At 68.6% G+C, this 21517-nt stretch carries 20 protein-coding genes; 2 read left to right on the top strand and 18 right to left on the bottom strand.

Going from position 1 to position 21517, the window contains the following annotated elements; all coding sequences use genetic code 11:
* Positions 1-6: 6 nt before the first annotated feature.
* From WS61_RS13595 to mpl, 18 genes are all read right to left on the bottom strand, one after another.
* A complete protein-coding gene (locus WS61_RS13595) occupies positions 7-1065 on the bottom strand; it encodes a hypothetical protein (protein WP_059500953.1) in 1059 nt (352 codons plus the stop codon).
* Positions 1066-1329: 264 nt separating this feature from the next.
* Entirely contained in the window at positions 1330-2172 is an 843-nt protein-coding gene (pyrF, locus tag WS61_RS13590; protein ID WP_059500952.1) for an orotidine-5'-phosphate decarboxylase, read from the bottom strand.
* A 39-nt stretch (positions 2173-2211) separates the two neighbouring features.
* Positions 2212-3273, bottom strand: a complete 1062-nt coding sequence (locus WS61_RS13585; protein ID WP_059500951.1) for an aldose 1-epimerase — start codon at positions 3271-3273, stop codon at positions 2212-2214.
* A gap of 49 nt (positions 3274-3322) precedes the next feature.
* Entirely contained in the window at positions 3323-4129 is an 807-nt protein-coding gene (locus tag WS61_RS13580) for an SDR family NAD(P)-dependent oxidoreductase (RefSeq protein ID WP_059500950.1), read from the bottom strand.
* Between the two features lie 28 nt (positions 4130-4157).
* A complete protein-coding gene (gene araH, locus WS61_RS13575; protein ID WP_059500949.1) occupies positions 4158-5174 on the bottom strand; it encodes an L-arabinose ABC transporter permease AraH in 1017 nt (338 codons plus the stop codon).
* A gap of 69 nt (positions 5175-5243) precedes the next feature.
* Positions 5244-6755: an L-arabinose ABC transporter ATP-binding protein AraG gene (araG, locus tag WS61_RS13570; RefSeq protein ID WP_059500948.1), complete on the bottom strand. Its 1512-nt coding sequence runs from the start codon at positions 6753-6755 to the stop codon at positions 5244-5246.
* A gap of 67 nt (positions 6756-6822) precedes the next feature.
* The gene (locus WS61_RS13565) at positions 6823-7818 is read right to left on the bottom strand and encodes an arabinose ABC transporter substrate-binding protein (RefSeq protein ID WP_059500947.1); all 996 of its coding nucleotides are present in this window, start codon (positions 7816-7818) and stop codon (positions 6823-6825) included.
* Positions 7819-7920: 102 nt separating this feature from the next.
* Complete coding sequence (locus WS61_RS13560) at positions 7921-8700, bottom strand: SDR family oxidoreductase (protein WP_059501109.1); 780 nt, start codon at positions 8698-8700, stop codon at positions 7921-7923.
* A complete protein-coding gene (locus WS61_RS13555; RefSeq protein WP_059500946.1) occupies positions 8700-9377 on the bottom strand; it encodes a 2-dehydro-3-deoxy-6-phosphogalactonate aldolase in 678 nt (225 codons plus the stop codon). Before WS61_RS13555 ends, WS61_RS13560 begins: the two co-directional genes overlap by 1 nt.
* 29 nt (positions 9378-9406) lie before the next feature.
* Positions 9407-10432: a 2-dehydro-3-deoxygalactonokinase gene (locus WS61_RS13550; RefSeq protein ID WP_059500945.1), complete on the bottom strand. Its 1026-nt coding sequence runs from the start codon at positions 10430-10432 to the stop codon at positions 9407-9409.
* Positions 10429-11328: an IclR family transcriptional regulator gene (locus tag WS61_RS13545; RefSeq protein WP_034206368.1), complete on the bottom strand. Its 900-nt coding sequence runs from the start codon at positions 11326-11328 to the stop codon at positions 10429-10431. Before WS61_RS13545 ends, WS61_RS13550 begins: the two co-directional genes overlap by 4 nt.
* Positions 11329-11678: 350 nt before the next feature.
* Positions 11679-12077 carry an EF-hand domain-containing protein gene (locus tag WS61_RS13540; RefSeq protein ID WP_059500944.1) on the bottom strand — a complete coding sequence of 133 codons (399 nt, stop codon included), beginning with the start codon at positions 12075-12077 and terminating at the stop codon, positions 11679-11681.
* Positions 12078-12154: 77 nt separating this feature from the next.
* Positions 12155-13765 carry a S10 family peptidase gene (locus WS61_RS13535; protein WP_059500943.1) on the bottom strand — a complete coding sequence of 537 codons (1611 nt, stop codon included), beginning with the start codon at positions 13763-13765 and terminating at the stop codon, positions 12155-12157.
* A gap of 426 nt (positions 13766-14191) precedes the next feature.
* The gene (gene mtgA / locus WS61_RS13530) at positions 14192-14929 is read right to left on the bottom strand and encodes a monofunctional biosynthetic peptidoglycan transglycosylase (RefSeq protein WP_059500942.1); all 738 of its coding nucleotides are present in this window, start codon (positions 14927-14929) and stop codon (positions 14192-14194) included.
* Positions 14930-14943: 14 nt separating this feature from the next.
* A complete protein-coding gene (gene aroE / locus WS61_RS13525; protein WP_059500941.1) occupies positions 14944-15810 on the bottom strand; it encodes a shikimate dehydrogenase in 867 nt (288 codons plus the stop codon).
* A complete protein-coding gene (locus WS61_RS13520) occupies positions 15807-17894 on the bottom strand; it encodes a ribonuclease catalytic domain-containing protein (protein ID WP_059500940.1) in 2088 nt (695 codons plus the stop codon). The genes aroE and WS61_RS13520 overlap by 4 nt, the downstream gene beginning before the upstream one ends.
* Positions 17895-17974: 80 nt before the next feature.
* Entirely contained in the window at positions 17975-18544 is a 570-nt protein-coding gene (locus tag WS61_RS13515; protein ID WP_059500939.1) for a YqiA/YcfP family alpha/beta fold hydrolase, read from the bottom strand.
* Positions 18541-19926, bottom strand: coding sequence for a UDP-N-acetylmuramate:L-alanyl-gamma-D-glutamyl-meso-diaminopimelate ligase (mpl, locus tag WS61_RS13510; RefSeq protein ID WP_059500938.1), 1386 nt, complete (start codon positions 19924-19926; stop codon positions 18541-18543). Before mpl ends, WS61_RS13515 begins: the two co-directional genes overlap by 4 nt.
* Positions 19927-20172: 246 nt before the next feature.
* On the opposite strand from mpl, the gene WS61_RS13505 reads away from it, so the two are divergent.
* A complete protein-coding gene (locus tag WS61_RS13505; protein ID WP_059500937.1) occupies positions 20173-20817 on the top strand; it encodes a hypothetical protein in 645 nt (214 codons plus the stop codon).
* 7 nt (positions 20818-20824) lie between these two features.
* Positions 20825-21376 carry a TlpA disulfide reductase family protein gene (locus WS61_RS13500; protein ID WP_059500936.1) on the top strand — a complete coding sequence of 184 codons (552 nt, stop codon included), beginning with the start codon at positions 20825-20827 and terminating at the stop codon, positions 21374-21376.
* The last annotated feature ends 141 nt before the right edge of the window (positions 21377-21517 follow it).

The raw sequence follows: 21517 nt of genomic DNA, 5'->3' as shown, positions 1-21517 counted from the left end.
GCGCGCTTATTGAATCGCGTCGGGCTTCACGACGATCCAGTTCTTGTCCGCCGTCACCGGCAAGCCGAGCGACTTCTGCTTCGCGGCCGATTCGTCCGACCACGCGCGGATCTGCGCCATCTGCTTGTCCTTCTTGTCGACCCACACACGCACGCCGCCGCGCGCGACGTCGGTCGCGTTCAGCAGCATGTAGCCGTCGGACGTCGGCGTGTCGCCCGCGACGAGCACCGGCTTCTTCCACTGGTCGATCCAGCCGACGATCGAACCGAGCTTGCCTTCGTACCACGTCATCGGGTTCATCAGGAACGGCGTGATCACGAGGTGGCGGTTCGCGGCCTCGTCGTACTTGCCGGCCTTGATCTGCAGCCGCGACGTCGTCAGCGTGCCGGTCGCCGGGTCGCGCAGCAGCGTCGTCACGCCGATCACGTTCTGCGGCTTCACGTTGTAGCCGTACTTCGGATCGGACAGCACGAGCCGCGCGAGCTCCTCGTGCGCGGCCGTCATCACGTAGACGTCGATGCCGTTCTCGCGCAGCGCGTTGTACAGCTCCTGCATCCCGCGGAAGAAGCGCGGCGGGTTCACCGTGCCGTCGACGATCTTGTCGCCGTGCCAGTAGCGGATCGGAATCGGCTTGCCGTCGGCGAGCATCGCGTCGACGTGGCGCTTCAGGTCGGCGAGCGACTGCCCGGCGAACGCCTGCGCGATCCATGGATAGCAGACCAGATCGTCGATCTCGCACAGCCGGTAGTAGTAGCTCGTCAGCGATTCCTTGTAGTCGGCGGCATCCTTGAACGGGATCAGCTTCAGCGACGGGTCGAGCGAATCGCGCGTGAGCACGCCGCGGTTCTCGAGATACGGCAGCAGCGCTTCCTCGAGGTCGTAGCGGTAGGTCGTGTTGTCGGCGTCGAACACCGCGTAGTCGCCGCGGTTCGCGTGCGCGGCGATCATCGCGTTCAACGCCTTCGCGCTGTCGGCCGGCCAGTGCGACAGATCCGCCGCATGGGCGAACGTCATGCACAGCGACGCGGCGAACGCGCTCAGAAGACGGCGGGACAGCTTGGGCATGGCGTCGCTCCTTTTCTTGACATTTTCGTGACGGATCGATGACAAGAGGCAGCATCGCGCGAATAAATTAGCGACATGCGGTGCGGAAGCGACGGGAAGTTGTCGGCGTGCGCCAGGGACGATCGGGGAACGCGGAGGGGAACGGGAGGATGCAGCGCGGCCCGCGGGCGCGGGGCGGGCACCAACCGCCCAGCGGGCGGCCGGGCGGTGTGGTGCGATACGGTACAGCGATACGGTGCGGCGATACGGCGTCGCGCGATTCGATCAGCGATGCGCGTTGATCGCGTCGCGCGTCTTCTGCGCGGCGAGCGCCGCGGCTTCGACGAAATCCTCGCCCTTGCTCGCATACAGGATCGCGCGCGACGAGTTGATCATCATCCCGGTGCCGTCGGCCGTGCGCCCCGCGTTGACGGTCGCCTGCACGTCGCCGCCCTGCGCGCCGATGCCGGGAATCAGCAGCGGCATGTCGCCGACGATCCCGCGCACGATCTCGATTTCGTTCGGGAACGTCGCGCCGACCACGAGGCCGAGCTGGCCGCTCTTCGCATTCCACTTGTTCGCCGCAAGGTCGGCGACGACCTGGTACAGCGGCCGGCCCGGATGGCCGGCGCCGTTCGTGTCGAGGAACTGCAGATCCGAGCCGCCCGGGTTCGACGTGCGGCACAGCACGATCACGCCCTTGCCTTCGTGCTCGAAGTACGGCTCGACCGAGTCGTAGCCCATGTACGGGTTCACCGTGACGGCGTCCGCGCGATAGCGCTCGAACGCTTCGCGCGCGTACTGCTCGGCGGTGCTGCCGATGTCGCCGCGCTTCGCGTCGAGGATCACGGGCAGGCCCGGATGCTGGAGATGGATGTGCGCGATCAGGCGCTCGAGCTGGTCTTCCGCGCGGTGCGCGGCGAAGTATGCGATCTGCGGCTTGAACGCGCTCGCGTACTGCGCGGTCGCGTCGACGATCTGCCGGCAGAACTCGAAGATCGCGTCGGGCTGGCCGTCGAACTGCACGGGAAAGCGCGACGGCTCGGGATCGAGGCCGACGCACAGCAGCGAATTCGTGCGTTGCCACGCGGCGCGCAGCGATTCGATGAAAGTAAGCGGGGAAGACATGGCGGGTACTCGCGGCAAACCGTTGGTAGACCGCGTATTTTACCCGCGTCGCGGGCGGGCCTCGCGTGCCGCGGCGCTGCCGCGCGCATCGGCGCGCTCGACGGTGAACGCGAAGCGCCGCGTGAGCCGCTCGCCGGGCGCGAGCAGCGTCATCCCGTGCGCGGCCGCGCCGCCCGGCAGGTTCACCGCATTGATCGGATGATCGACCGGCTCGAAGCAGAAGAAATCCTCGCCCGGCGGCGTATAGAGCACGTACGCGTCGGCGTCGGCCGAGACGGTCAGCGACAGCCGGCGGCGCGGCCAGCTCACCGTCGCGTGGCCGCCCCAGCCGGTGAACGCGTGATTGACGAGCGTGGCCGGCAGCGGATACGCGACGCCGAACTGCCAGGCCGGCGGCACGCTGACGTGCCGCACCGGCAGGAAATCGGCGCCCGACAGCCACAGGCCGCCCGCCGCCGCGGCCAGCTCGGTCGCCGCATCCCGCACGAGGAACGGATGCACGCCGAGCCCGAACGGCAGCCGCGCGCGCCCCGCGTTCTCGATCGTCAGCGCGATCGACAGCGTCGCGTCGTCGAGCTCGAACGACTGGATCGCGCGGAACGCATACGGCGCGCCGGCGGCACGGTCGAGCGACAGTTGCAACGACGTGTCGGTCGCATCGTCCACCTGCCACGGCGCGAGCCAGCCATCGCCGTGGATCGGCAGCGGCTCGTCGCGGCGGTTGCGCGGCACCGCGACCTTGCGCCCCTCGCATTCGAAGCGCCCGTCGCCGATCCGGTTCGAGTACGGCAGCAGCGGATAGCACGCGAGCTCGTTCGGGTCCGTCGCCGTCTCCGGGTGCTCGCAACGACGGAACACCGGCATCAGCACGCCGTTGTCGCCGCGCCAGTCGAAGCGCGCGATGCCGCCGCCGAGGTGCGGCAGCACGTCGAGCCGCAGCGACGCGTTCGACAGCGTGACGGCCGCCGCATGCGCGGCGCCGACGCCCTGCGCGAACGCGGCCGTCTGCGGGCCGGGGCTGACCGGCTGGGCGGCGGCGGCCAGGCGCGCGCGGCGCGACTGGCTGGTGGACGACGATGCGCGCGAGGACGTGGCGGTCATGGTGAGCTCCTTTCCTTCGTCGAAGAAACGATGCAGGTCGTGCGAACGATCAGGCCCAGCCGCCGTCGACGATCACGTCCTGCGCGGTGATCATCCGGCTGTCGTCGGCCGCGAGAAACAGCGCCATCCGTGCAAGATCGGCCGGCAGCAGCTCGGCATCGATGCACTGGCCGGCCTTGATCGCCGCGCGGCCCGCGTCGTCGAGCCACAACCGGCGCTGCTTGTCGGTCAGCACCCAGCCGGGCACCAGCGAATTCACGCGGATGCCGAACGGGCCGAGCTCGCGCGCGAGGCCGCGCGTCAGGCCCTGCACGGCCGCCTTCGCCATCACGTAGACGGGATAGCCGCCGTTCTTCAGCATCCAGCTGATCGAGCCGAGATTGATGATCGCGCCGCCGCCCTGCCGCTTCATGTCGTCGATCACCGCCTGCGCGGCGAAGAACTGGTGACGCAGGTTCACCGCGATGCCCGCGTCGAACGACGCGGGCGTCACGTCGCCGATCGCATGGCGCGTGTCGTTCGCCGCGTTGTTCACGAGCACCGCGATCGCGCCGATGCGCGCGCGGATCGCGTCGATCGCCCGGCGCAGCGCGTCGATGTCGGTCAGGTCGCACGACAGGAACAGCGGCGCATGTCGCGCATGCGCGAAGCGCTCGGCGAGCGCGGCGCCGGCCGCCGCGTCGAGATCGACGAATGCGACGCGCGCGCCCTGTTCGGCGAAGTGCTCGACGAACGACGCGCCGATGCCGGTCGCACCGCCCGTGATCAGCACGGTGCGATCCTCGAGGCTCGGGTAGCGCGCGAAGCGCGCGTCGCTCGCGGCGTGCGGATCGGGCGCGGAAGTGTCGATGGTCATGCGGATCGTCTCCGTGGGAACAGGTCGGTCAGTCGCGTACGCCGCGGTTCTTGAGCTGGTCGAGCAGCACGGCCGCGAGCAGGATCGCGCCGCGCACGAGGTACTGGTAGAACGCGTCGATGTTCAGCAGGTTCATCACGTTCTCGACGGTGCCCATGATCAGCACGCCGATCACGACGCCCGAGATCGTCGCGCGGCCGCCCATCAGCGACACGCCGCCGAGCACGCACGCGGAGATCACGTTCAGCTCGAAGCCCTGCGCGGCGTTCGGCTGGCCCGACGTGATGCGCGACGCGAGAATCACGCCCGCGAGCGCCGTCACCGCGCCCTGGATCAGGAAGATGTACACGCGCGTGCGTTCGACGTTGATCCCCGCGAGCCGCGACGCTTCCGGATTGCCGCCGATCGCGAGCGTGTTGCGGCCGTAGACGGTCTGGTTCAGCAGCACGCCGAACCCGATGAAGCACAGCAGCGTGACCCAGATCGGCAGCGACACGCCGAACATCGACAGCCCGCCGAGCGCGATGAAGGTGTCCGACGACACGCCGACCGCCTGCCCCTTCGACACGATGAAGCCGAGCCCGCGCACGATCTCCATCGTCGCGAGCGTCGTGATCAGCGCGTTGATGCGCAGGTACGCGATCACCGCGCCGTTCACGAAGCCGATCGCGGCGCCGGCCGCGACCGCCGCGACGATCGCGACGAACGTGTTGTCGGTCGCGTTCAGCACCATCGCGCACAGCACGCCGGAGAACGCGACGGTCGAGCCGATCGACAGGTCGAAGTCGCGCGACGCGAGACAGAACATCATCGTGCACGCGACCATGCCGATCTGCGAGATCGACAGCGCGAGGCCGAGCATGTTGTCGATCGAGAAGAAGTGATCGACGGTCAGCGACATCGTGATGAACATCACCGCGAAGATCGCGATCAGGCTGTATTCGGTCAGATGCTGCCACCACTTCTGGCGGTCGCTCTGCTGCGGCACCAGCGCGTCGGCCGACGGCTTCGCGGCGGCGCTGGCAAGATTTTCGTTGACTTGCATGGTGTATCTCCTGCTCCTGCATCGCGCGGCCCACGCCGCGCGTGTTCGATTCGAATGTCGTATGCCGCGTCAGGCCGCCTCGACCGCACTCGTCTGCGGCAGCGCGAGGTTCAGCACCGCGTGCTCGTTCGCCTGCGCGCGCGGCAGCTCGCCGGCGATCCGGCCTTCGCGCATCACGACGACGCGGTCGGACACGCCGAGCACTTCCGGCAGTTCCGACGACACCATCACGATCGCGCAGCCACGCTCCGCAAGCCGGTAGATCACGTCGTAGATCTCGTGCTTCGCGCCGACGTCGATCCCGCGCGTCGGCTCGTCGAGGATCACGACCTTCAGGTCGGGCTCCGCGAGCCAGCGCGACAGGATCGCCTTCTGCTGGTTGCCGCCCGACAGGAAGCGGATCTTCTGGCGCCGGTTCGGCGTCTTGATCTTCAGCCGCTGGATGAAGCGGTCGGCCGTTTCGCTTTCGGTCTTGCCGTTGATGAAGAGCCCCGCGCGCAGCGAATGGCGGCGGCAGCTGATGTTGATGTTCTCGGCGACCGACGCGATCGCGATGATCCCTTCTTCCTTGCGGTCCTCGGGGCACAGCACGATGCCGTGCCGAATCGCGTCGCCGGTGCGTTTCACGTCGATGCGCGCGCCGTCGAGCGTCAGCACGCCCGCGCGCCGGCGGTCCGCGCCGTACACGAGCCGCATCAGCTCGCTGCGGCCCGCGCCGACGAGCCCGAAGAAACCGACGATCTCGCCCGCGCGCACCGAGAAGCTCGCGGGTTCGCGCAATGCCGGGCCGTCGACGCCTTCGGCGGAAAACCGCACGTCGCCGAGCGCGCGCGGCGCGTAATGGTAGATGTCCGAAATCTCGCGCCCGACCATCTCGGCAACCAGCCGCTCGCGCGGCACGTCGGCCAGCGATTCGTGCGACGCGATCTTGCGCCCGTCGCGAAAGATCGTGCACGCATCGCACAGCCGGTAGATCTCGTCCATCCGGTGCGAGATGTAGATCAGCGCGCGGCCTTGCGCACGCAGATCGTCGACCAGCTTGAACAGCACTTCGGTCTCGCGATGCGACAGCGAGCTCGTCGGTTCGTCGAGCGCGATCACGCGCGCGTTGCGCATCAGTGCCTTGCAGATCTCGACCATCTGCCGCTGCGCGATCGACAGCCGCCCGAGCCGCGCGTCCGGATCGAGATCGACGCCCATCTCGCCGAGCCGCTCGCGCACGTAACGCTTCGCCTCGCGCTTCCTCACCCAGCCGAACGCGTTCGGCAGGCGGCCGAGCAACAGGTTTTCCGCGACCGTCAGGTCGGGCACGTACTGCAATTCCTGGTGAATCACCGCGATGCCGGCCGCGATCGACGCGGCCGCACTCGCGAACTGCACGGGCTGGCCGTCGACCAGCACGCTGCCCGCATCGGGCTGGTATTCGCCGCCGAGAATCTTCAACAGCGTCGACTTGCCCGCGCCGTTCTCGCCCATCAGGCCATGCACCTCGCCCGCATGCACGTCGAACGAAATGCCGTCGAGTGCGCGCACGCCGGGAAATACCTTGCCGATATTGTCAAAACGCAGTGCCGCTGACACGTCGTCTCCCCACTTCCAGATCGATCGACCGCCGGCCGCCGCGTCGCCGCGGCAGCCGGCGGGCCGCTTACTTCGACGCGAGCCCCATCTCCTCGCGCACCTTCGCCACGTTCTCGCGCGTCGCGAGCATGCCCGTCGTCAGCGTCAGCGGCGGCGGCGCCTTGCCCTGCGTGATCCACGCGTACATCAGGTCCGAGGTTTCCTCGCCGTGGCGCTTCGGGCTGATGATCACGGTGCCGTAGAAGCCCGTCGGCTGCGGCTTCTTGAACTCGTTCAACGCCGAATCGGAACCGCCGATGCCGATGCCGATCATGTTGTCGGCCTTGAAGCCGCGCCCTTCGGCCGCGCGCACCGCGCCGAGCACGGCCTCGTCGTTCAGGCCGTACGCGACCCAGTGCTTGAACTGCGGATTCTTCGTGAGCGCGATGTTCGCCGCGTTGAACGCGTTTTCGGTGTCGGTCTTCGCCTGCGGCGCCGCGATCACGTTCGCCTTCGGGAAGCCGGCGGCGACCAGCGCGTCGGTCGCGCCGCTCGTGCGGTCGTGCGCGGTCGGCAACTGCTCGTAGGTGATGTCGATCGCGCCGACGTCCTTCATGTCCCAGCCGCGCTTCTTGATCTCGGCCGCGATGCCGTCGCCGACCTGCTTGCCGATGTTGTACGCGGAGATCCCCATGTGCGGCACCGCCTCGATCGGCTTGCCCGCGCCGTCGACGAGGCGGTCGTCGACCGTCATCATCTTCAGGTTGTGCGACTTCGCCTTCGCGACGATGCCCGGCCCGAGCTTCACGTCGGGCGTGCAGATGATGAAGCCCTGCGCCTTCTGCGCGGACAGGTTGTCGATCGCGCTCATCACCTTCTCGCCGGACGGCGCGCCGATCTTCACGAGCGTGAAGCCCTTCTGCTTCGCGGCGATCTCGGCGAATTTCCATTCGTCCTGGAACCACGGCTCTTCAGGCTGCTTCACCAGGAAGCCGATCTTGACCGGGTCGGCCGCGTGCGCGACCGGGCTGCCCATCACCACCGCGGCCGCAGCGGCCAGCGTTACGAACGTTCTGCGTTTCATCTCCAGTGTCTCCTTGTTTTCATCGAACAGGATGCAGCCGCTTGTTGGTTTCGACGCAGCATGCGCGCGGCCGTCGCACGTGCGGTCTTTCGAATCGTTGCGTCAGTCGTGATACAGCGCCGCGCGCCCGCCATCGACGGTGATGCACGCGGCATTGATGAACGGCGCCTCGTCGGACGCCAGGAACACGGCCGTCATCGCGACCTCCTCCGGGCGGCCGATCCGCTTCATCGGCTGCAGCGCGAGCGTCTCGGCGCGCGCGGCGGCCGGATCGGGCTGCGCGTCCCACCAGTCGCGCGTCAGCTGCGTCTCGATGTAGCCCGGCGCGATCGCGTTCACGCGCACGTTGCGCGCCGCGTATTCGATGCCGAGCGCCCGCGTGAGCCCCAGCACGCCGTGCTTCGCGACCGGGTACGGAAAGCAGCCCGGGATGATCCTGAATGCATGCGTCGACGCGATGTTCACGATGCTGCCGCACCCGCGCTCGACCATGCCCTCCAGCGCCGCGCGGCAGCCATGCCATACGCCGTCGAGATCGACCGCGAAGCAGCGCCGCCAGTCGTCGTCGGTCATCGTCAACGGATCGGCGAACACGTTGATGCCAGCGTTGTTCACGAGCACGTCGAGCGGGCCGAACGCCGCTTCGGTCTGCGCGAGCGCGTCGCGCACCGCCTGCTGCCGCGCGACGTCCGCCTGCAGCGGCAGCACGCGCGCGCCCTCGCATTCGTGTGCAATCGCGGCGGCCGTGTGCTGCGCCTGCGGGAAGTCGAGATCGACGAGCGCGACGGCCGCGCCTTCGCGCACGAACGCGCGCGCGATCGCGGCGCCGATGCCTCGGCCCGCGCCCGTCACCATCGCGACCTTGCCCGCGAGGCGGCCCATCATGCGGCTCCGCCGCGCGCGACGCGCAAGCCGGCCTGGAACGCACGCGCATTCGCCGCGGTCGTGTCGGCCGACTGGCCGGGGCGATACAGCGCCGAACCGAGCCCGAAGCCATTCGCGCCGGCGTCGAGGAACGGCCGCATGTTGTCCGGCGCGATCCCGCCGACCGGAATCAGCGGCACCGCGCGGTCGATCACCGCGCGCCACGCCTTCACGACCGTCACGCCGAGTTGCTCGGCCGGGAACATCTTCAGCACGTCGGCGCCGTTCGTCAGCGCCGCGAACGCTTCGGTCGGCGTCGCGACGCCCGGCGCGCTCGCCAGCCCGCGCTCGCGTGCGCGGCGGATCACGGCTGCGTCGCTGTGCGGCATCACGATCAGCGCGCCGCCCGCGTCCTGCACGCGGTCGACGTACTCGGCGCGCAGCACGGTGCCCGCACCGACGATCGCGTCGTCCGGCAACGCGCGCCGCAGCGCCGCGATGCTGTCGAACGGGTCCGGCGAGTTGAGCGGCACCTCGACGATCCGGAAGCCGGCGTCGTACAGCGCGCGGCCGTGATCGGCCGCTTCGGCGGGCGTGATGCCGCGCATGATCGCGATCAGCGGACACGCGTCGAACGCGCGCATCAATGCGGCGTGGGGCGTGTACGGCGCGGGCAATGTCAGGTCGGACGGCATCGAGGATTCCTCTGCAAGCGGTTCAGTGTTCAGTGGTCGGCGCAGACGGGTTTGCCGTCCGCGCGCACGAGCCCGGCGCGCGACGCGATCCGCCACAGGCCGAGCTCGGTCGCATGCGCGGCGACGCGCGCATGCGCATGGCCGAATACCTGGAGCGCATCGACGTAGCGCGAGCACAAGCCGTCGTCGCCGATCAGCAGCAGCGGCTGGTTCGCGAGCGCGATGCCGCGCTCCGCGAGCATTGCATCGAGCGCATTCAGCTCGTGGCCGATCAGCAAGCCGGACAGGTAGTCGCCCTGCGCATCGGGCGCGAGCCGGTCGGTCAGCCCCAGCGTGCGCGTGCTGAAAATCGTCGCGAGCAGCCCCGTGTGTTGCGCGCCGCGTGCGACCGATACGCCGCGCACGAACGCGTCGCGGTCGGGCGACGCGCCCGTTCGCATCGTGCGGCCGAGGATCGTGTGATCGCGCAGCACCGCGAACAGCTCGCCGGTCATGAAGGTCTGGAAGCGCTCGATCAGCCCGTCCTTCACCCACGCCCATTTCGCATGCGTGCCCGGCAAGCCGATCAGGACCCCTGAACGATCGGCGCCAAGCGTCGGGTCGCTCGCGAGCGCGCCGACGATCTGCGTTTCTTCACCGCGCATCACGTCGGGCAATTCGCCCGTCGCGATCACGCCCGGCACGATCGAGACCGTCGCGCCGCGCGCCGTCGTCACCGTGATGAGGCCCGCGACGAGCGCGTCGGCGCCGGCCGGCACCGCGACGTACGGCGCCTCGCGCCAGCCCTGCGCGCTGCCGACCATGCCGGCGGCGAGCACCGGCAGGCCGGGCGCACGGTCGAGCCAGTCGCCGCACGCTTCCTCGAACACCGCGTCGAACGCACGCGCGCCGCCGCCCGGCACGTGCATCACGCCGGCCGCCCGGCTGCGCGTGTCGATCGGCACGCCGTGCGCGTCGAACAGATACGCGCGCAGCGACGTGGTGCCCCAGTCGAGCGCGATCAGCGACGGGGAGGCGGAGCTGGCATCCGGAACGGGCCGGGTCGAAGTCGTCATCGTTTGATCCTGCGGGTACCCTGCGGCGGGCTCCAGCCCAGCTCCGCGGAAATGGCTCGCGCTTCGCGCTGCACGAGCGGAATCAGTTCGTCCATGCGGTCGTGCGGCATGTACGGAATCGTGCTCGCGACCGACACGGCCGCGACGATCGCGCCCGACGCATCGCGGATCGGCGCGGCCACGCAGCGGATCGACGCCTCGTTTTCCTCTAGATCGAACGTATAGCCGCCGGCCGCGTAATGGGCCATGCGCTGCAGGAACGCGCTCGTCTCGGGCCGGTTGTCGGGCTTGAAGTTGACGCCGGCCAGCGCGCGCCGCGCGGCTTCGAACAGCGAGCGCCACAGGTCCGGATCGAGGTCGAGCATCATCGCCTTGCCGATGCCGGTCGACGCCAGCGGCATCCGGTGGCCGACGCGCGAGCGCATCTCGAGGCCGCGCGTGCCGGGAATCTTGTCGATGTACAACACGTCGTCGCCGTCGCGCACGCCGAGGTGAATCGTGTCGAGCGTCGCTTCCGCGAGCGCTTCCAGATGCGGACGCGCCACCGCGGTGAGCGGCATCTGCTCGAGCGCGATCGTGCCCAGCTCGATCAGCTTCGGGCCGAGCAGGTAGCCGCCCTGCACCTGGCGCAGATAGCGCGCCTGCACGAGGCTGCTGACGAGCCGGTGCGTCGTGCTGCGCGTCGTGCCGAGCGCGGCGCCGATCGCGCGCATGTCGCGCGCGCCGTTGGCGATCGCCTCGAGGATCGCGAGGCCGCGCAGCAGCGTCTGCGTGCCGGCCTGCTGCGCGGCGAGGTCGAGCGGCGTGCTGGTCGCGCCGATGCTGTCGGTCAGCGACGCATTGACCGGCATCGCGCGCCGGGCGTCGAGGGCAAGGGAATCTGGCATCTTGGTCATGGGGCGGGCTTCTTCAACGGAATCGGTGAAGCCGCACGCGCGGCGCCGGAACTGCGTCCGGTGCTGCGGCGTGGCGGCGGTCGATGCACCGAGTAAAGCGCCCGGCGAACTTCATGGAAGGTGTCTCCGTGTGCGACGGGCGCCGCGCGATGCGTGGGTCCGAAGCTGTCGATGTGCTTCGGATTGTAGGAGCGCACGCACTCGTCTCCAATATTTGAATGCGTTGTCCAGATAATGAGATTGGGACGAAATCGGCCGCGGGCTCGACGCGGCGGCCACGCCATGCGCACGGGGGCGGAAAACCCGCCGCGTCGCAGGCTCCGCCCCCGTTTGTCCGACGCGTCCCGCGCTTACTGCTGGCTCGTGTCGCGCGTCTGCATGTAGCGCTGCACGTCGGCAAACGACACGCGACCGTTGCCGCCCGCGTCGATCTGCCGGAAGTGGTTCGCGACATAGCCGAGGCCGGCCGCGCGCGCCTGCGACTCGGTGATCGAACCCGTGTTCTGCGTATCGGCCGCGCTGAACTGCCGCGCGAGCTTGCGCACCACCTGCGCATGCAGCGCGGCGCCGGTCGTTTGCGTGCCGGCGGTCGGATGGCGGGCGGCCGGCGGCACGTACGGATCGCCGAGCTGCGCCTGGCGCGCACGCGCCGGCGCGGCGGCGTCGCTCGCCTGCGCGAACGCGGAGAGGGATGCTGCGGCGCCGACGCATGCGAGCGCCGCGGCAACGACGATGAAACGATTCTTCATGTCAGGCTCCAGTCTGGAATGAGGTCGACGGCCGGCGAGCGGCGCCGCCGGGGGCGCCCGTCGCCGACGTGGCGCAATCAGTGCGCGGCCGCGCTGTAGAAGGTCACGAGATCGGCTTTCTCCTGCGGACGCGACGTATCGTCGAGATAAACCATGTGCCCGCCCTGATAGTCCTTGATCGTCAGGTTCGGTTGCGTCCCGAGCCGCGCGAGGTCGAGCTCGGTCTGGTAGAACGGCGTCGCGATGTCGTGATACCCGTTCAGCGACAGCACCTTCAACTGCGGATTCAGTGTCAGCGCCGCGGCCAGATCGGGGATCGTGTCGGGCATCGCCAGACCGTCGTGCGTCCAGTCCCACGTGTTGATCGCATTGCTGCTCACCGAGTAGGCCGACTGCGCGGTGTACTTCAGCTCGTTCGGCAGGTAGCTGCCGATCGTGTCCGTGAACGGCTTCGTGATGAACGAACTGGACGGATCGCCGTCGGCCGCGAGCGGGCTCGACACGGGCACGTTCACGCGTGCGTCGTAGCGGCCGATCAGCGTGCCCGGGACCAGCGACAGCTGGAAGCTGTTGTCGAAGAAGGTCGGGACCACGTTGAAGTCCGCATTCCACAGCGCCCGCTTCACGCCGGTCGAATTCGCCATCGTCGTGACGAGATTCGGCGGCGGCGGCGTGTGGCTCGCCAGATACGCGTTCACGGCAGGCGCGTAGCTGCCGGCCGTCAGCAGGCGCATCTGGTCCGCATACTGCGGCAGATTCGACGGATTGGGGTTGTCCAGCTGGTAATACGCGCCGACCGTGCCGTACGACGGCACGAAGCCGGCGCAGCTCACCGGGCTCGCGCCGTTGTTCGAGTTGCCGACATAGTCGCTCGCCATGTCGCAGTTCGTGTTGTAGTTCAGGATCGACGATTGCAGCACGATGCCGTCGAGCTTCACGCCGGCCGTCTCGAGCAGGTTCGCGAGCACGTCGGTGCGCGGCGTGCCGTACGATTCGCCGAACAGGTATTTCGGCGAATCGTTGCGCTGGTTCACGCTCAGGTAGCGCGTCACGAAATCGCGGAACGCGCCGGCATCCTGGTCGACGCCCCAGAACGTCTGGTTCGTGTTCGGCGCGATCGCTTCCGAGAAGCCGGTGCCGATCGCATCGACGAACACGAGGTCGGTCGTGTCGAGCAGCGTTTCCTGGTTGTCGACGAACGGGAACGTCGACGTGTTCGCGTTCGGGTCGCCGGTCTGGATCCGGCGCGGGCCGAACGAACCGAGGTGCAGCCACACCGAGGCCGAGCCCGGGCCGCCGTTGTACAGGAACGTGACGGGCCGCTTCGCCGCGGGCTGGTTGTCGGCCGTGTACGCGACATAGAAGAATGACGCTTCGGGCGCGCCCGTCTGCGGATTGTGTGCGACGAGGTGGCCGGCGGTGGCCGTGTAGCGGATCGTCTTGCCGTTCAGCGTGATCTGATGGTGCGTGACGGCGGCTTTTTCGACCGCGGCGGATGCGTCGAGCGACGCGTTCGCGCTCGACGAATAACTGTTGGGATCGTTGTACGCGCGGTCGACCTGACCGGCGGGATCGGCCGAATTGGCGGCGCTTGCAGCAGCGGACGACGTCACGTCGTCGTTGCAGGCCGTCAGAATCAGCGAAGAACACACCACCCCCAACAACAGCTTCGCTTTGCTCGCTGGCATCGTTGCGTTCCTTCTCTCGGATGTTTTTTGTGTCGAGCAGCCGGATAAGCCGCCCCCCGCCTCGATTGCGGCCGATAAGCCGAGGCGCTGGCCAATATACGCGAGCCCGTCAGCTTTGAAAAATTTTGAAATATTTGGCGCGTGGGCGGTGCGGCGCACACCTTTCAGGAATGCTTCGATTCGCGAAACGTTGCATTTCACGTCGCTTTCATCGACTTTCGCGTTGACCCGCGAAGACTCGAAAAGCATGGATTTCATGCGCTGCGGGCCAACAAAATCGCACGGTCGCCGGCATTGCTCAGTCGAGAGAAATAGACGGATTCGTCTAAAGGATGCGGCCCGAAATGGCGGCGACACGAATCCGCTGCAGCGCACCAATCGCGCGTCGGCGGCGAAACGGACAATGCAGCGGCGCGGACGCGCCGCTTACTCGGATTGCGGCAGCTCGGCCGCGCCCATCCGGCGCGCGATGACTGCCGCACGCTGCGCCTGGTACGCCGAGCCGCGATGCGCATCGAACCAGCGCGGCTTCGGCAGCATCACCGCGAGACGCGCCGACTGCCACGCGCCGAGCCGGCTCGCGGGAATCCTGTAGTAATAGCGTGCGGCCGCTTCGGCGCCGTACACGCCGCGCCCCCACTCGACCGAATTCAGGTAGATCTCGAAGATGCGCTCCTTGTCGAGCACCGTCTCGAGCATCCACGTGATGATCAGCTCCTGCCCCTTGCGGATGTAGCTCTTCTCGCGCGACAGGAACAGGTTGCGCGCGAGCTGCTGCGTGATCGTCGAGCCGCCCGCGACGATCCGGCCGCGCGCCTTGTTCTTCTCCCACGCCTGCAGGATCGCGTCGACGTCGTAGCCGTTGTTGGTCGCGAAGGTCGAATCTTCGGACGCGATCAGCGCACGCTTCAGGTTGCGCGAGATCTGGTCGTACGGCACCCACTGGTGCCGGATCTGCGCGGGCGGCGTGTCGCGCGACAGCCACCACGCGTCGGTGCGCATGAACGCGGTCGAGCCCGGGTTCACGAACGACCACAGCGCGATCTGCGCGAGATAGAACAGTTGCGTCGCGAGCCATGCGCCCGCGAACACCGATCCCGCATAGACGATCCAGCGAGCGAGGCTCGTCGTCCGCGTGCGCTGCGTGCCGCTCACCGCCGCCACGTGCCGCGCTCCGTTCAGCTCGCCGCGAGCGCCTGGCGCAGCGCGGCCAGCACCGGTGCGCCGTCCGGCCGCACGCCGCGCCAGATGAAGAACGATTCGGCCGCCTGCTCGACCAGCATCCCGAGCCCGTCGGCCGTGCGTGCGCCGAGCGACGCCGCGTGCTGCATGAACACGGTCGGCTGCGCGCCGTACATCATGTCGTACGCGAGCGTACCGGCGCCGAACGCGGCGGCGTCGCATTCCGGCAGCGCGGCGTCGAGGCTGCCGGCCGTCGCATTGATCACCACGTCGTACGGTTCGGCCCGCACGACGCCGGGGCCGCCGCCCGCGAGCAGGCAGCCCGCATCGTGCGCGGCCTGCATGAACTGGCCGACGAGCGCTTCGGCCTTGCTCGCGGTGCGGTTCACGATGTCGATCGACAGCGGCGCGCGGTCGAGCAGCGGCAGCACGACACCGCGCGCGGCGCCGCCCGCGCCGAGCAGCAGAATGCGCGCGCCCGCGAGCGACACGCCGAGATTCGCTTCGATGTCGCGCACGAGGCCGACGCCGTCGGTGTTGTCGCCGTGAAGACGGCCGTCGGCGTCGATACGCAGCGTGTTCACCGCGCCCGCCGCCGCCGCGCGCGGCGACAGCGTGTCGGCGAGCGCATGCGCGTCGAGCTTGAACGGCACCGTCACGTTCGCGCCGCGACCGCCTTCGGCGACGAACGCGCGCACGGCGGCCTCGAAACCGTCGACCGGCGCGAGCCGGTGCGTGTACTCGATCGGCTCGCCGGTCTGCGCGGCGAATTGCGCGTGGATGAACGGCGACTTGCTGTGCGCCACCGGGTTGCCGAACACGACATAGCGGTCGACGCCGCTCGACGACGCCGCTGCGTTCATGATGCGCGCCCCTCTTCGCCGTCGTTGCCGCTCGTGGCTTCGCCGCCCTCCGCCGCCGCATCGTCGCCCGATTCGGCCAGCGCTTCGGCCTCGGCTTGCGCCGACGCGTCTTCCGCGTCGACCAGCGTATCGTCGCCGCCCTCGGCGTCATCCTCTTCGTCGGCCGCGTCGCCGCTCGTCACGGTCGGCGCGTCGAGCACGTTCAGCAGGCGCACCGACGCCTCGATCGTCAGCTCGTCGAGCGACATCACGTCGAGCAGCACGCGCGTGCCGCGCGCATGCACGCCGAGCCCCGGCACGTGCAGCAGCAGCGGAATTTCCTCGAGGCGCACGAGATCGCCCTTCACGACGCTCGCGACGACCTGCTTCTTCTGCTCCTGCGCGAGCCAGCGCAGGCACCAGAAGTACTCCATCCGGCGCTGGTAGTCGGCGTAAGCCGTATACGTATCGTCGAAACCCTGCACGACCGCGTACAGGTCGGCGTCCTTCGGCTTGAACGGCGCCGCGAGCTTCGCGGTGACGCCGTGCTGCACGCACGCGAGCAGTTGCCATTGATTCACGAGGTCGACGTAGCGGCGCAGCGGCGACGTGCTCCACGCGTATTGCGCGACGCCGAGGCCTTCGTGCGGCGCGGCCGTCGTCTGCATCCGCGTGCGCTTCGGGCCCGGCGCGCCGAAGCCGCGCTGCGAACGATAGATGCCCGGCACCGTGTGATCGTGCAGGAACGCGCCCCAGGTCGAGTTCGCGAGAATCGCGAGCTCCGACACGATCAGGTCGAGCGGCGAGCCGCGGCGGCGCGGCGTGATCGTCACGTGCTCGCCTTCGACGTAGAAGTTGTAGTCGGTGTTGCGCTGCACCTCGCGCTTCAGGCCGTAGCCCGCACGCGCGACCTGGCGCTTCTCGAACAGCGCCTGCGCGAGCGGCCACAGCACGGCGATGTCGTCCTTGTGCGGATAGTCGCCGGTGCCGGCCGCGAGCGTCTCCTCGGTGACGAGCTCGTCGAGCGTGTTGTGGCGCAGGTTGTTCTTCACGAAGACGAGCTCGGCGCGCGTCTCGTTCGCGACGATGTCCTGCGTCTCGCGGTTGACGATGATGTACAGCGACAGCGCCGGGCGGTAATCGCCCTCTTTCAGCGTGAACACGTCGACGACGTCGTCCGGCAGCATCGTGATCTTGTCGCCCGGCATGTAGACGGTCGACAGGCGCGCGCGCGCGATCGCATCGACCGGATCGCCGCGCACGATGCCGAGCGCAGGCGCCGCGATGTGCACGCCGATCCGCACCCGGCCGTCGGACAGGTGCTCGACCGAAAATGCGTCGTCGATTTCGGTGGTCGTGATGTCGTCGATCGAGAACGCCTCGACGTTCGCGCGCGGCAGGTCGTCCGGCAGCGGGCCGACCGTGACGGGCGGAAAGCCCGTGCCGTGCGGGAAGAATTCCGCGAGAAAGCGCGCTTCGTGCAGCGCCCGCGGCGACTCGATGCCGCCGCAGTCGAGCATCAGCCGCGCCGGCGATACGCCGCGCGCGCCGGCCGCTGCTTCCATCGCCTTGTATTCGATCGAATTCTTGTCCGGCCGCGTCAGCAGCCCGAGCACCTTGCCCGCGAACGCTTCCGGCAGCTTGCCGGCCTTCAGTTCCTCTTCATACTGCGCCTGCACGAGCGCCTGCTGGCGCTTGCGCTCGAGCGAGGCGAGCGCCATCTTGAGCTGCTCTTCCGGCGCGCGCTGGTACTGGCCGCGCCCCTTGCGGCGGAAATAGACGGGCGAGCCGTGCAGCCGCAGCACGAGCGCCGCGCGCTCGACCGGGCCGTACGTCGCGCCGAAGTACTCGGCGGCGAGCGCCGTGTACGCGAACTCGTCGGCCGGCGCGCATTCCCACAGGAAGTCCAGGTCGATCTGCTGCGCGGCCGTGTCGGCCTCCTGCATCAGCTCGCCCGCTGCCGGCTTGTCGAATTCGATCAGCACGTCTTTCGCGCGCACCTTCGCGCGCCGCCCGCCGGGCAACTCGACCTGAAATGCGTCGCCCTGGCGCGACAGCACGCTGCCCGCCTTGAAACTGCCCGATTCCTCGAAGAAAACGTTCACTCAGTACTCTCGTTCAGACTGCCGGGCGCCGCGTCGGCGGCGCCGCATGATGATGGGAATTCGATCGGCACACGGCCGGTTTATGACGTCTTTCCGTCGCAAAACGCGAGAACGTCGTCGACATAGTCGGCAAATTCGCTGATTCCGTGATCGCTGCCGTCGATCACGCGGGTTTTCGCGCCCGGGTAATGGGCAAGCATCTCGCGATAATCGAGCACTTCGTCGCCGGTCGCCGCGAACAGATAGTAGCGGTCGGCGCGCGTGATCGCCGGCACGCGCAGCGCGTCGAGTTCCTGCAGGTGGCGACGCTCGACGACGATCGTGCCACCGCCGTGCCACAGCGGCTGTTCGCCGAGATACTGTTCGAGGTCGCGCTGCGGGACGATGGCCGGATTCAGCAGCACCGCCTTCCACCCGTGTTTTTCCGCGAGCCACGTCGCGTAATAGCCGCCGAGCGAGCTGCCGATGACAGTGACGTCGGCCGCCCCCGCGACCTCGGCCTCGGCGACCGCGATCGCCTCGAGCGGCGACACCGACAGCGACGGGCACCGCCACTCGCCGGCGCGGCCGAGTTCGGCCATGCGCGCGGCGAGCAGCCGCGATTTCTGCGATTCCGGCGACGACCGGAAGCCGTGCAGATACAGGATCACGTGCGGCTCCCGAGCGCGTCGAGCAGCTTCTGGTGCACGCCGCCGAAGCCGCCGTTGCTCATCACGAGCACGTGGTCGCCCGGACGTGCGGCCTCGACCACCGCCTTCACCAGGAGATGCAGATCGTCGAATGCGCGCGCGCGCTCGCCGAGCGGCGCGAGCGCCTCGGCGAGATTCCAGCCGAGCGCATCGCGCCCGGTCGGCGCGCCGTAGCCGAACACGAGATCGGCATCGGCAAGGCTCGCCGGCAATTGCGACTTCATCACGCCGAGCTTCATCGTGTTCGAGCGCGGCTCGAGCACCGCGAGGATGCGCGCGTTTTGGCGACCGATCCGCGCACGAAGCCCGGCGATCGTGGTGTCGATCGCGGTCGGGTGATGCGCGAAGTCGTCGTAGACGGTCACGCCGTCGACGCTGCCGCGCACTTCCATGCGCCGCTTCACGTTGCGGAACGATGCGAGCGACGCAGCCGCCTGCGCGGGCGGCACGCCGACGTGGCGCGCGGCGGCGATCGCCGCGAGCGCGTTCATCCGGTTGTGCTCGCCCTGCACCTGCCACGCGACTTCGCCGACGCGCTCGGCGCGGGAATACACCGCGAAGCGTTCGTCGACCGGCACGCCGTCCTCCGCCGGCAGCGCCTGCCAGCCGCCGTCGACGCCGAAGCGCTCGACCTCGCTCCAGCAGCCGCGCGCCAGCACGCGCTCGAGCGCATCCGACCGACCGTTGGCGACGATCCGCCCGACGCCGGGCACGGTACGCACGAGATGATGGAATTGCGTCTCGATCGCGGCGAGATCGGGGAAGATGTCGGCGTGATCGAATTCGAGGTTGTTCAGCACCGCGGTGCGCGGCCGGTAGTGCACGAATTTCGAGCGCTTGTCGAAGAAGGCCGTGTCGTACTCGTCGGCCTCGATCACGAAGAAGCTCGAATCGGTGAGCCGCGCGGACACGCCGAAGTTCAGCGGCACGCCGCCGATCAGGAAGCCCGGGTTCAGCCCCGCGTCTTCCAGCAGCCACGCGAGCATCGACGACGTGGTCGTCTTGCCGTGCGTGCCCGCGACCGCGAGCACCCATTTGCCGGCGAGCACGTGCTCGCCGAGCCACTGCGGGCCCGACACGTAAGGCAGGCCGCGATCGAGGATCGCCTCCATCAGCGGATTGCCGCGCGTGACGACGTTGCCGATCACGAACAGGTCCGGTTTCAGGTCGATCTGCTCGGCGCCGTAGCCCTCGGTCAGCGCGATGCCCTGCGCCTCGAGCTGCGTGCTCATCGGCGGATAGACGCCCGCGTCGCAACCCGTCACCGTGTGGCCCGCCTCGCGTGCGAGTACGGCGAGACCGCCCATGAAGGTGCCGCAGATGCCAAGAATGTGGATGTGCATAGATGAATGCTTTCGCGCCGCCGGGCGCCGTCGATTCGGAAAGGATGCGTGTGCGGCGCGCCGGCGAGGCCGTGCGGCCGGCGCCCGGCCAACGACCTGGCCGCGACACAAAGAGCAGTATTGTAACTGACGGCTTGCGATGCCCGGCGGCCCGAACGATGCACGCGAACGGTGCCGGCGCCCTCGGGCGGCGGGCCGCCGCACCCGTGCTCGGGCGCCGCGACGATCGAGTATGATTGCCGGATCATGTCTCGCAAACCTCTTGTCGACCCGCGGCGCGTCCGCGAGGAAATCGCCCAGTCAGCCGCCCGCCTGATCGCGGAGGATGGCCAGGACTACGCCGGCGCGAAGCGCAAGGCCGCGCGCCAGTTGCTGGGCGATTCGCGCGTTGCCGGCGAATGGCTGCCGGATAACGACCAGATCGAGGAAGAACTGCGCGAGTACCTCGCGCTGTTCCAGAGCGACACGCAGCCGGACGAACTGCGCCGCCTGCGCGAGATCGCGCTCGACTGGATGCGCCGGCTCGCCGAGTTCCATCCTTATGTGACGGGCGCCGTGCTGAACGGCACCGCGAACGCGCATTCGGATATCCATTTGCAGGCATTCACCGACAACCCGAAGGACGTCGCGATCTACCTGCTGAACCAGAACGTCCAGTACGACGTGTCGGAGACGCGGCATTTCGCGGGCCGCGGCGACGTCGAGACGCTCAGTTTCCTGTGGCGCCCGCGACGCGACATGGACGCGATCGGCATCCATCTCGCGCTCTATGCGAGCGACGATCTGCGCGGCGCGGTGAAGGCCGACGCGCGCGGGCGCGTCGCCCGCGCGGATGCCGCCGCGCTGCGCGCGCTCGTCGACGCGAGCCAGGCCCCTTCCGAACCGGAATGATTCAACGATGATGATGAAACGCATGTTGGCGCTCGCGGTGGTCGCGGCCGCCGCCGTCGCCGGCGGGATTGCCGCCGGCCACTGGTTCCGCGGCACTGCCGACGACGGCGTCGCCGTCGCGGCGCCGGCCGCCCACGGCAACCCGGTCGACCAGCTGTGGGCGTCGTCGCTCACCGGCATCGACGGCAAGCCGGCCACGCTGGCCGCGTTCAAGGGCCAGAAAGTCGTCGTCAACTTCTGGGCGTCGTGGTGCGGCCCGTGCGTCGAGGAGATGCCCGAGCTCGTGGCGCTGTCGCACCAGTACAAACAGAAAGGCATCCGTTTCGTCGGGATCGGCGTCGATTCCGAGCAGAACGTGAAGAACTTCCTGCAGAAGGTGAAGGTTGACTATCCGGTCTTCGTCAGCGGCTATGCGGGCGCCGATCTGGCCCGAAATTTCGGAAATACCGCCGGTGCGCTGCCGTTTACCGTCGTCATCGACGAAACCGGCAAGGTGCGCGAGACAAAATTGGGACAAATCCAGCCGGCCGAGCTGAAAAAGACGCTCGACGCGCTGTAATCGGCGCGAATGGCGGCCTGCGCGTTGACGGCGATTTGCAGGTCGATCGCCGCAATTTCGCGTGAATTCGCCGATCCTGCGCATCGACACCGGTAATTCTTGCAGGGCCCGCGCGCCCGGCCGTTCGGCAAAACTAGACAA

The sequence above is a fragment of the Burkholderia sp. ABCPW 11 genome (assembly GCF_001523445.1).
Classification (GTDB): Bacteria; Pseudomonadota; Gammaproteobacteria; order Burkholderiales; family Burkholderiaceae; genus Burkholderia.
Note: the sequence above shows the minus strand (reverse complement) of the source record. Positions and strands in the feature narration are given on the sequence as shown.